This is a genomic window from Mycoplasma sp. 2261 (assembly GCF_053851575.1).
Genome location: NZ_JBSQAX010000001.1, coordinates 99820 through 111990, shown reverse-complemented (window position 1 = coordinate 111990; position 12171 = coordinate 99820). Strand labels below are relative to the sequence as shown.

General features: G+C 28.3%; 9 protein-coding genes. 6 read left to right on the top strand and 3 right to left on the bottom strand.

The genetic code is table 4. From position 1 onward, the window contains the following. Positions 1 to 997 (top strand): hypothetical protein (locus ACWXVM_RS00445; protein WP_455993701.1); only part of this gene is annotated, 997 nt, incomplete at its 5' end. Between the two features lie 303 nt (positions 998 to 1300). Then, positions 1301 to 1645 (top strand): DUF4190 domain-containing protein, encoded by a 345-nt coding sequence (locus tag ACWXVM_RS00440; protein ID WP_438340367.1) that lies wholly within the window; start codon positions 1301 to 1303, stop codon positions 1643 to 1645. A 123-nt stretch (positions 1646 to 1768) separates the two neighbouring features. Here the strand turns inward: ACWXVM_RS00440 and ACWXVM_RS00435 are convergent, their stop codons facing one another. After that, complete coding sequence (locus ACWXVM_RS00435; RefSeq protein ID WP_455993699.1) at positions 1769 to 2632, bottom strand: diacylglycerol/lipid kinase family protein; 864 nt, start codon at positions 2630 to 2632, stop codon at positions 1769 to 1771. A gap of 71 nt (positions 2633 to 2703) precedes the next feature. Here ACWXVM_RS00435 and lepA point away from each other — a divergent pair, with 71 nt between their 5' ends. The 4 genes from lepA (at position 2704) to adhP (ending at position 6944) form a co-directional block, all read left to right on the top strand. Further along, complete coding sequence (gene lepA / locus ACWXVM_RS00430) at positions 2704 to 4500, top strand: translation elongation factor 4 (protein WP_455993697.1); 1797 nt, start codon at positions 2704 to 2706, stop codon at positions 4498 to 4500. A gap of 3 nt (positions 4501 to 4503) precedes the next feature. Then, the gene (locus tag ACWXVM_RS00425) at positions 4504 to 5430 is read left to right on the top strand and encodes an MSC_0882 family membrane protein (RefSeq protein ID WP_455993695.1); all 927 of its coding nucleotides are present in this window, start codon (positions 4504 to 4506) and stop codon (positions 5428 to 5430) included. 6 nt (positions 5431 to 5436) lie between these two features. Then, positions 5437 to 5661: a YneF family protein gene (locus tag ACWXVM_RS00420; RefSeq protein WP_438340363.1), complete on the top strand. Its 225-nt coding sequence runs from the start codon at positions 5437 to 5439 to the stop codon at positions 5659 to 5661. A gap of 230 nt (positions 5662 to 5891) precedes the next feature. Next, positions 5892 to 6944: an alcohol dehydrogenase AdhP gene (gene adhP / locus ACWXVM_RS00415; RefSeq protein ID WP_438340362.1), complete on the top strand. Its 1053-nt coding sequence runs from the start codon at positions 5892 to 5894 to the stop codon at positions 6942 to 6944. 1047 nt (positions 6945 to 7991) lie between these two features. Here adhP and ACWXVM_RS00410 read toward each other — a convergent pair. Continuing rightward, on the bottom strand, positions 7992 to 8495 hold the full coding sequence (locus ACWXVM_RS00410) for a nicotinamide mononucleotide transporter (RefSeq protein WP_455993693.1): 504 nt from the start codon (positions 8493 to 8495) through the stop codon (positions 7992 to 7994). A 289-nt stretch (positions 8496 to 8784) separates the two neighbouring features. After that, entirely contained in the window at positions 8785 to 12078 is a 3294-nt protein-coding gene (locus ACWXVM_RS00405; RefSeq protein ID WP_455993703.1) for an AAA domain-containing protein, read from the bottom strand. Between the last annotated feature and the right edge of the window lie 93 nt (positions 12079 to 12171).

Here is a 12171-nt window from a genome sequence, read left to right as displayed (position 1 = left end):
ACCTAAACATGAAAAAGTACACGAGCAATTTGCTGAAAAAGAAAAGGAATTGGAAAAAGTTCAAAAAGAATATGAATCATTAAAGCAAGATTTAGATCATATAAATGAAAGGAAATCCGAATTAGAGGAACGATTAACTTGATATAGTAAGGATGCTAACAGATGAAAATCTGAGTATGAGGAAACTAATAAAAAATTAAATGAAGCGCTAAAAGATAAAAATAAAAATGTTGAAGAAATAAAAGAGTTGGTTTCTGATGCAGAAGTTTATTACCATGATTTTATGAGTTCAAAGGAAAATATGGATAATATTAAATACCAATTATCGAATCAAGTTCCTGAACAAATTAGTGATTTAAATGAAGAAATTTCTTCTGTAGCTAAAAAATTAGAAGACACTGAAAAGCAAGTTCGTATTGCTCACGAAGCTTTTCGAGCTTCGTTTGATGAATATAATAATAAGATTGGTACTAAAAACATAAATAATCAAAAAAAGGTTGCTGAAACTTATAAAGAGCTAACAAAGGCTAGAGAAAATTACAATTATGCCTTAAATAACTTTCAAGCCGCAAACATTTTAGTAGAGCACAGAACCCAAAAATTTAATCAAGTAAAACAAGAATATATAGACCTATTTAAAGAAAAAGAAACATTAGAATCTAACAAAGCGAAACTTGAAGAAGTTCTAGAAATTGCAAATAAAAAAGAACAAATTATGAACTCAGAAAATCTTAATAAGATTGATAGTGAATATAAAGTTTTAAATAAACAAAAAGAAATGTTAATACAAAAATATCAAAATGCTAAAAATGAATTAGCTTCGTTGTTTAAGCAAAAAGAGTCGTTTAAACAGCAAATTATAGATATTCAAGCAAGTGTTGAAAATACAGATAAGGCAATTTCATTTTTGGCGACGGACGTATTATCAAAAGCAAAAATATTAGAGCACAAAATTAAGGAATTAGAACAAATAAAAAATAAGCTATCAGTTATTTAAAAATCTATAATAATTAATGAAGTTTATCAAAATGAAAACAAAAAATGTTTTAACAAAAAATATCTTGTTATATTTCAGGATGTTTTTTTGTTTTCTAAAACATAAAAATTTTATGATAAACATAGGAAATAAATCAATAGAATGCTTTCAATAAACAACTGCCTTCTTGATAGTAAAATCACTAGAAAAAGCTAAAAAGTGCCCTGTTTTAGATGATATTCGTATATATATATATATAGTATTATTTATATGGAACATTTAATAATGTTATATTTATTTATATATTGAAAGGATATTAAAAATATGAAATTCTGTGGAAAATGTAATAAGCATTTTGATGAATATGTTAAGTTTTGTCCAATTTGCAGCGCAAATCTTTCTAACAATTCTAATAAGCAAGTAAAGAATAATACACAAAACAATATTTTTGCGATTCTTGGATTGGTTTTTGCGTTTTTTATGCCTTTATTAGGTTTGGCTTTTAGTATTGTTGGTCTTGTACAATCTAAGAATCTTGGAGGATCTGGTAAAGGATTGGCGATAGGTGGTATTGTTGTTTCATTAATATTACCAATTTTAATTTTTTCATTAATTTTTGGTCTCGCCTTGCACGCAGCTGCTGCTAGCCTGCCTTCTTATAATATTTAATGAAAATTTTAAAATATTTGGATATTTGTCCAAATATTTTTAATTATTGTTTTTCACCTTAAATTTGTTTCAGTTATAAAAAACTACTAAAAGTTTAAGCTGTAGCAAAAAAAAAAAAAAAAATTATTTTTTAAATTCTATAATAGATCCAGTTTCAAATATTTCGCCATCAATTTGCGAAAAATCATTGGTTATATTTTCGATTTTGATTTCATTGCCAAATATTTGTTCAACGTTTTTTATTGCAGTATGCATTCCTGAGTAGACTAGCATAAAAGCACCGAGAAGTTTTGTAATTGCTAAATCATGCACGACAATAACACATAATTTATCAGATAGTATATCAGCATTTGGAGCAATTTTCATTCCTCCGCCATAATAAGGCCCATTCATTACTGAAACAAGATTTATGTTATTAAAAAAATACTCTTTTTTATCAACAGTAATCTTTATGTTGTTTAATCTCTTATATTTTTTTAAACATTCAATTGTTGTTCGAAAAAAAGAACCCCTTGCACCTGACTTCTTTTTTTCATTAACAGTTTTAGCAATTAGAGCATCAATTCCAAAACCAGTTCCATTTAAGAAATATCTATATGTATTTCCTGACTTAATTATTGGCAATTTTTCAATAAACTCATTAATTTTGTAAAGATGTCGCGATCTTTTTTCTGGTTTATGGTGGATCTTAACATTTCGCACAAAATCATTTCCCGTACCCGCCTTATATGCATATATTTCTGGTTTAGCGCACGATTGTTTTAAAGTGTTAATAATGTGTGTTAGGGTACCATCACCACCAATGATTATAATTTTATCCTCGTTAGTAAGGCAATCTAGCAGGGAATTGTTATTATTGCTACTTGCTACATTGATAATTTTTAAGGAATCCTCGTTCATTATTTTGACGATTTTGGAAACAATATTGAATATTTTCGATTGATTTCTACCTGTTTTTGATAATGAGTTATATAAAACGTATAGCATGGAAGTATTATATAATAATATCATTAGAAAAAAGTATTAAAAATCCATTTTAAACTTATAATTATAAAAATATGACGAATCCTAAAATTAGAAACTTTGCAATAATTGCACATATTGACCATGGAAAAAGTACATTAGCAGATCGTATTTTGGAACAAACTAATACAATTACAATGCGTGAATCAAAACCTCAAATTCTAGATTCGATGGATCTGGAGCAGGAAAGAGGAATTACTATTAAATTAAATGCTGTTCAGATTAAATATAAGGATTATATTTTTCATTTGATCGATACGCCTGGTCATGTTGATTTTACCTATGAAGTAAGTAGGAGTCTAGCAGCCTGTGAGGGGGCTATTTTATTAGTTGATGCAACACAAGGTATTCAAGCACAAACATTAGCTAACGTTTATTTAGCTATTGAAAATAATCTTGAGATAATACCGGTTATAAACAAGATTGACTTAATTAGTTCAGAACCGGAAAGAGTTAAGAAAGAAATCGAAAGTATAATCGGCATTGATGCAAGTGATGCAATTTTAATTTCAGCTAAAACAGGAAAGAATATCGATAATGTTATTGAAGCAATTATTGAAAGAATACCTGCTCCCAAAGAAGCTGATCCCAACAAGCCTCTTAAAGGTTTGATATTTGATAGTTATTTTGATAATTATCGAGGGGTTGTTATCTATACGCGTATTTTTAATGGCGAAGTAAAACCAGGTGATACCATTTACTTTATGCAAACCAAAAAATCATATATGGTTACAGAATTAGGTGTTAAGAATCCTTATGAAGAAAAAAGAGATAAGCTTACTGCCGGTGAAGTTGGTTGGATCACTGCATCAATTAGGGATGTTAAGGATGTCGCTGTTGGTGACACTATAACTTTGTTAGATAATCCTGTCGATTATCCTCTTGCTGGATATAAAAAAATGAAGCCTGTTGTTTATACTGGATTTTTCCCCGTTGATAACAGGGATTATAACGCCTTAAAGGACGCTTTAGAAAAAATTAGTCTTTCTGATTCTTCAATAATATGAGAACCCGAAACCTCAAAGGCCCTTGGATTTGGCTTTAGAATTGGTTTTCTTGGTCTATTACATATGGACGTTTTACAAGAAAGACTTGAAAGAGAATTTAATATTGATATATTAGCAACTGCCCCTTCTGTGGAATTTGTTGTTACTCTAACAAATGGTGAGGTTGAATATATTACCAATCCTTCATTATTTCCTGATCGTAGTTATATTAAAACTATTGAGGAACCATATATCCGAGCATCAATTATGTTAACTGAGGAATATATTGGATCTATTATGGAACTTTGTCAATCAAAAAGAGGGAAGTATATTAATATTGAGTATTTAGATGAAAAAAGAAGACGTTTAATATATGAACTTCCACTAAATGAAACTATATTCGATTTTTTTGATCTAATGAAAAGCTACTCAAAAGGTTATGCTTCTTTTGATTATGAACATATTGGCTTAAGAGAAAGCGATCTTGTTAAGGTAGATATAATGTTGAATGGGGAAAAAATTGACGCTTTAGCGCTAATTGCTCATCGTGATTTCGCATACAATAAGAGTCGTGAATTAGCCGAAAAGCTTAAGGAGGTAGTGCCAAGAAAAAATTTTGAAATTCCGATTCAGGCGGCGATTGGTGGTAAAATTATCGCAAGAGAAACAATTAAGGCTTATCGTAAGGACGTAACTGCTAAACTTTATGGTGGAGATGTTACAAGACGCCAAAAATTGCTAAAGAAGCAAAAAGAGGGCAAAAAAAGAATGAAACAGATCGGCAGTGTTGAGGTGCCACAAGAAGCTTTTTTAGCAATCTTAAAAACAGATAACAATAAAAAATAGGTCATGAGAAAGGACTGCGCTTTTATGGAATTAAAACCAATTATAACCAATAGTTCTCAAAGTAGCGATGTAGTTGCAAAATATTCTGAAATGTTAACTGTTAATAATATGTCAGGTGCAGAAATCAAGACAAAATCATTAAGTTCCAACATTAAAAAAACTCTCGACCCTGAAGGATTAATACCAAATGGAATATATAAGGTTTTCAGAGCTGAAAAATCATTAAAAAAGTTTAGCATATCAGCTTATTTATTTGTATTTTTTTTGGCATTAATATCTTGCTTATTATTTGCATTTGCGCCCTCATTATTTTCTAGTTATCTAAGCCAAGATATTAAATTAGTCCCATGAGGGTGATATGTTTCTCCAATCCTATTTGGATTAATATCGTTAGTCTTACTTATTTTGGATGTAATAGACCTGAATGCACTATCTAAGTCTGTTGATGATTATCGTGAAAAAATAAAACAAGGAATTAGTTTTGCTCCACCTTTTATTGCCTCATTGTATGAAAAACTTATGAGAAGACAAGTTAGAATTACATGATTTGTTGTTGCGATTTTATTTTATGTGGGTTTATTTACTCTTGCCTTTTGAGGCCTTAAGGATACTCAGTGATGAATTTTGAACTTTAAGGATTGAATACACAAGGCTTTTTCTGACCCAAATTTAGTTATTTATATTCTTTGTGGAATAATGCTTGGGGTTTTACTTTTATTTATTATTGGAACAATCCAAAGAAAAAAAAGAATGGTTGATATTCAAGTTTTTTTTGGTAGTGACGTGATGAGCAATACAGAACTATCAAAAATAAGAGCAGAAGCACATAAGTTTTGAGCTAAAATTTTTTTTATAAGTGTGTTAGTGCTTTTAGTTATACCTATTATAATTTTATTAATTGTTAAAAGAATTATGAAGAGAGGAAGATAAAATATTATGCCTGTATGAGGAATCGTTTTATTAGTAATTTTACCTATCATATTTGGAATTGCTGGTGCTATTTTAGCTATTTTTATAACAAAGAAAAAATTTGAAAAGCAATTAAAAGAAAACCCACCAATCAATGAAAAGATGATTAGAGTTATGTTTCAACAAATGGGTCGCAAGGCTTCTGAAGCGCAAATTAGAAGCGTAATGCGTTCGATGAAACAAGCAAAATAGAGTGTGCCAAATAATGAGCACATTCTATTTTTATTATTTATTCATGCGTTATGAAATTTTTGTGTTTAATATGCATTATCGATATTTATTATTAAATATTTTTTTGAATGCTATGAGTATAGTTACTAACAACAAGCACAATATCAAACCGACATTTTTAAAATATGATAAGTTAGAATATTATTGATATAATTTAAGTTAAATGTAAATAACTTTGGAGGTATATTAGAATGACAAAAATGAAAGCATTTGTTGTGAGGGGGCCAAAGGATTGATCGATAACAGAAGTGGCTATTCCTAAACCCAAATATAAGGAAGTATTAATAAAAATGGAAACAAGTGGAATATGCCATACTGATTTGCATGCAGCTAATGCTGATTGATTAGTAGATCCAAAATATCCACTCATTCCTGGACATGAAGGGATCGGAATTGTTAGTGAACTTGGAGAAGGATGCACAAGACTTAAGGTTGGTGATCGTGTTGGTTTGGCTTGGCTTCATGACACATGCGGTCATTGTGAGTTTTGTTTAACCGGAAGAGAAACTCTATGTCCTAACCAAAATATGACTGCTTATACAAAAGATGGCACATTTGCTGAATATGCTATTGGTCATGAGGATTATGTAGCAATTATTCCTGAAAAATTTGATATTGTTTCTGGCGCGCCAATTATTTGTGCTGGTGTTACAACATATAAGGCTTTAAAGAGAACTAACATTAAACCTAACAATTATGTAGCGGTTATAGGTGTTGGTGGATTAGGTCAACTTGCGATTCAATATGCAAATGCAATGGGATATAAGGCTATTGGAATAGATATTAGCGATGATAAGGTTGACTTAGCATTGAAGAGTAAGGCGGTTGCTGCCTTTAATTCACGAAAAGATCCTGATTTTATAAGTAAAATTATGCAGTTAACAAACGGTGGAGTTCATGCTGTTATCAACACTTCAGTGCATCCGACAGCAGCCGAACAAGGAATGGCAATATTACGGCGTGGTGGGCGTCAAGTTTTGGTGGGATTGCCGGCCAAGGATGCTATGGGAAAGGTTGATATTAATGTTTCTATTTTTTGAACTGTTCTGTTAGAAAAAGAATTGGTTGGTTCAATTGTAGGAACTAGACAAGATCTTAAAGAAGCCATTGAATATGCAGCTGAGGGAAAGGTAAAATCAGAAGTTACAAAAATTGTTAAACTTGAAGATGTTGAAGAAATTTTTGAAAAACTTGAAAAAGGCGAATTTCTCGGAAGAGCAGTTATTGATTTTAGAACAAAATAATTTTTTAAAAATATACCAAGTAGAATAATATAAGTCTCTAATACTACTCAATTAATATGAGTAGTATTTTTAAAAAATGAATATAAATGTTAAATTGTAACAAAAATGATCCATCTATTATATATAGTAAAATGTTATCGGCGATTTTATTATGTGCGAAATAGAATTAAACTATTTTCACTTAAATCCTTACATAAAAAAATATTCGGACCCCGAATATTTTTACCTCATTAAACTATATAAATTTTTTATTCATTTCTTCTTTGATTATTTTCTTGATGTGTTTGCTGGAAATTTGATATTCTGTATTTATGAATACAAAATATTTTTTAGAGAAGTAATTAAGATTTTTAGCCAATATTTTTCCCAGTACTCCGTTATCTTGTAAATATTATTTACATTTTTAAAAAATAAATCATTTTTTAGCTTGACCAATCTTCTTCATATTTCGAACTCTACTTTGTGACTTAAGCTGGCGTTTTTTCTATTATTCTGTATGAATTCGTAATCTCTTAGAATTGCAAAGCATATATCAATTTTTAGTTGTATTAATAAAAGGAATTTGTATTTGGTTTTATAAAATAAATTTCATTTAATTTTTTGTGATTTTGTAAAAAAATTCATATTGATCAAAACCTTAGGAATAAAAAGTCATCAATCATATGCCTATCAATTAAACACTTGTCAAATTGTTGCATACTTTTAATTTGTTCTAGTCTATACTTGAAAAATATTTTTTGGTTTTATACCCATTATTTTTCAAATCATTCATATAGTTTAGAAAAATGCTTGTATCAGTCAGTCTTTTGTCAATAATTTTAATACCGTGCTCATTTAGAAAAGGAGCAATATTTTTTATAACAGTAGATTTTTTGCTGCTTCCATTCCTGAAAATGTAATTCTTAATGTTGTTCTCCTTGAAGTTGCAAAATATAGATATAATGAAATTGAAAAATGGATAATGTTTATGATCAAAGCATCGAAATTTGGAAAGGCAACACCAGAGAAAAACGCAAAGCATATTATGCTTTTTAAACATCATACAATTTACGAATCTTTAAAATCTAACGCCATTATTGTTGAAGCGGCTACTGATATTGAATTTAATGTTGCTAACAGTATAGCAGACACTAATTTATATTTAAAATTTGAGCCAAATTCTAAATAATTTATATTGAATATTTTTCCTAATATATTGTTGGTAAACGGGTTTGAAAAGTAAAATATTACAAAGAAAATTAAAAAATATAACGCAAATAATAGTGACGAATATAACGAACTTCTTGGCTCACTTATTTTGAAATTTTTCTTGATTTTTTTATTAATTAATATCGATATCAATATTGCTATATAAATGAATTGTAGAATTCCATCAATGACTAAGCCATTTGTAAATGAAAAGAATGCGTATAAAATTGCATTGAGTATTTCAGTTAAGTATGCTGTTGTTTTTTTCTTTGCAAATCAATATATTGAAATAACTCCTAAAAACCCCGATAAGGCAACAAAAATATTTGTTATCTTTTTTATAATGAGATCAGAGAGCTCCATATAAATGTTTTGGTGTCAATATTAAATATTGAAAAAATAAAAAGAACCAGTACGATTATGATAAAAAAAGAAATTTTAATTTTTCTTCTATTTTTAATAATTTGTTTCATTTATTTTAAAGGAGTAGGTGCTTAGATTGTTTAATATCTGTATATTGCGGTTAATAATTGTAGTTAAAAAATAATAATAAAAATACAAATACGCCTTAATTTAAGATGTATTTGTATTTTTTTATACTTAAACTGGGAAATAATTTTGAATATTTATATTGAATTTATTTGATTAGTTATTAGTCGAGTTTATCATTGGCTTTGAATAATTCATCATCTAATTTTTGAATTTTTCTTTCTTTTGCCATTTTGTTTAAAATATCAAGAACGTAATTTTTTTGTTGTAGGTTTGAAACTTGTGTTTTAATTCTATTTGATAATTCTCTACAGAAATCATCTAAGCTAATTGTAATATAAGAATTTTCTAATATTGTTATAAATAGATCACGCAATTCATATGGATGGATATCAAAAATTGATCTTTTTGTTTCTTTTGAAAAGCTTTCTCTAAATTTAAAATTGAAATCAGGGAAAGAAGGAACTATGAATAGGTATTCATCTTTGCTACCCAGTCCATATGCTAATTTGCTTGCTAACATTTTAACACCATTTGTTAAACGATCTTCGCGTAGTAATTTTTTAACGATACCTTCATAAGTTTTATAAGGCAATGCACCTGCAACTGAAAATAGTTGAGCAATAATAAGACTTCTTTCTCCTTGATATGATTTTAAAAATTTTAAACTATTCATTTCAATAAATTTATCTAGATCAGGAAATGCTGGGAAAGTTGCTTGTTCATTTTCATGTTCATTTAGTTCTATTGTGAATGATTTTATCATTTCTTCGTTGTCTTCTGATTCGTCAGTCGAATTAGTGTTGTTATATAATTCTTGCAATTTATTTAAAATAATGTTAACTTGTGCATCGGGGTTTTTGAATCAGTCGGTTGATCAAATTCTGTGAATATTTCAACCTCTTGCTTCTAACACTTCCTGTCTTAATCTATCACGATCACGTGTTGTTTTTGAAGAGTGATAGGTTGATCCATCGCATTCTATTCCTAGAATATATTTGTTTGGATTATTTTTATGAACCACTGCTAAATCAATTCTAAATCCTGATGATCCGACTTGTGTTTTTAAAGTCAAACCTTGTTCAGTAAGTTTATCATAAACTTGTTGTTCGAAAAGTGATTCAACACCTCCGCTCGTTTCTTTTAAATCTTCTAAGGCGTTTATTCCGAATTCAGCGTTTTTAATGAATTTTTCAAGAAGTTTAACACCTCTTTGTTCACTTCTGAATCAATTAACTTCATGACTTTTGAATGATGATATAAGAATTAAACCTTTTTTGGCACGAGATATTGCAACATTAAGTCTTTTATATCCGGATTCGCTGTTATTTATTGCTCCAAAGTTTACACTAACTTCACCGTTTGCGTTCCTTTTATTATCTAGCAAGAATAATATGATATCTCTTTCATCACCTTGAACTGTTTCAATGTTTTTAACAAAAAATGCATCTTCTCTATCTTCATCAAAATAAAATTTTAAATGTGGATTATCATGAATAAATTTATCCATTTCTCTTTCAAATTGATTTAATACTTCAGCGTTAAACACAACAACACCGATTGAATATTTGTTTTGATACTTTTCAATAATGTCCTTTATTGTTTTCTTTGTTTCTTCAAATAATGTGTTTGTTTCGTCAATATATTTATTTGGTTTTGCGTAAAGGAATCTTAATCCTTCGATATCATTAGGTTGTTTAGAGTTAGGGAATGTTATTAAGTCTTTATAAATTTCTTTATTTGATGTATAAATTAATTCTTCAAATTTTGAACGATAGTGTCATTTTAGTCTAATTGAGTTAAGGCTAGCTTCGGCTAAATTTAAAAGTGAATCATAGCCATCTGAAAAGTTATCTGTTGAATCCTCGACTTCAAGAAAACCTTCTTCATTTTCTGCTGATGAAAAGAAGTTTGATGGAGGCATTTGTTCCTTATCACCAACGACTATAACTTGTTTAGCTCTAAATAATGAACTTATAGCACTTTCGGGTCTAATTTGAGATGCCTCGTCAAATATAACTGTATCGAATGTATATTCAACATCTTTAAAGAAGTTACTTACTGTTAGAGGAGAAAGCATTAAACAAGGTTTTATATTTAAAATAAGTTCAAGCGCTTTTTCAAAAAACTTCTTAAAAGGCATAATGGCACGAGTTTTACTGCTTTCTTTTTTAAGCAACATATACTGACTATTAGCAGCGGCGAAGAATAAACTAGATTTAATTCTTTTATCATTTTCTAAAATAATTTTATCTCTTGCCAAAGTATTAGCTTCTTTGTCTTTTTCTTTAAATACATTTACACATTGATTTAGTAAAACTGTATCTGCATTTGAAATTTCAGTTTGAATAATAGTTTCTGTTAGTTTTTCATAGAATTTTCTAAGATAAATGTTTTCAAAATTGCTATCTATATTGTTTGAAATAATGGCTTCAATGAAAGAACTTTGAGCTAAATTGGCAAGCCTATTTTTTGCGCTAATGAAACTTATGTAGCTAGTTATTGAATCCATATTTGTCAATAATGTTATTGTTTTAGATAGAAAATCATCTAGTGATACTGTTTTAAAATTTACAATATTATTGTCGAATAAGGAACCAAGAAATTCAATATTTTCACATAGTGTGTTTAAATTATTTATATTTGTCTTTATTGATTCTTTGTTTTGATTATAAGTTTTTACATACGCATTGAATATTGTTAGGATATCATTATTATTTTGTTTAATAAACTCAAGACTGGTTAAAACTTCATTAACTTTATCAATATTGAAGTTGTCTAAATTTAGATTTATTTTGTTTATTAGTTCATTAAATTTTGTGTCCAATTCTTTTATTTCAGCGAATTTTTTAGCCTCATCAAGGATTCTTAATTTTCACAGATTTTCAGGTTCATATACATTTTGTTTTTTGAAATAACTTCTGTATTGTCTTCACGTTTTTGAAAAAACCCTAAAAGGGTTAAATTTGTTTTTGTTAAGTGTTGAATAAACTTCTATAGCATCATTAGTTTCAAAAAATTCTAAATTCTTTCAAATTTTAGATTGGGTTTCGTATTTAGTGGTTTTGTCATTGAACACACTAATAATTTCTTTTAAATTTATTATTTCTAAATCAATACCGCCATTTAAATAGTTTGAAATATCCTTGAAGTTATTATTTTCAATGAAGTTTGCAACAAATTTTATATTTAAAGTATGTTTAGAAAATTCATTATAAAAGTCGTTTGGTTGTGCAAAAATATTCAAGTTTTTGATTCAAGTAGCAATATTTTTTGAATGATCTTTTAAGAAAAATAGTTTTTCCTCAATCTCATCTTTTTCTTTAAATTTAATTGTGTCCTTTAATAAACCGTACCATGGATGTTGTTTAAAATTAAAATCTATGTTTTTCAGTGAATGTTCAAATGACTGAATTGTATTCTTAATATTTTCAAAATCTTCACCATTAATAGACATTATATTATTAATACTGAATCTTATGTTTGGGAAGTCATTTAATGAAAAATATTTACCAATATATTCGTAAAGATTTTTGTATTGAGGTTCTCT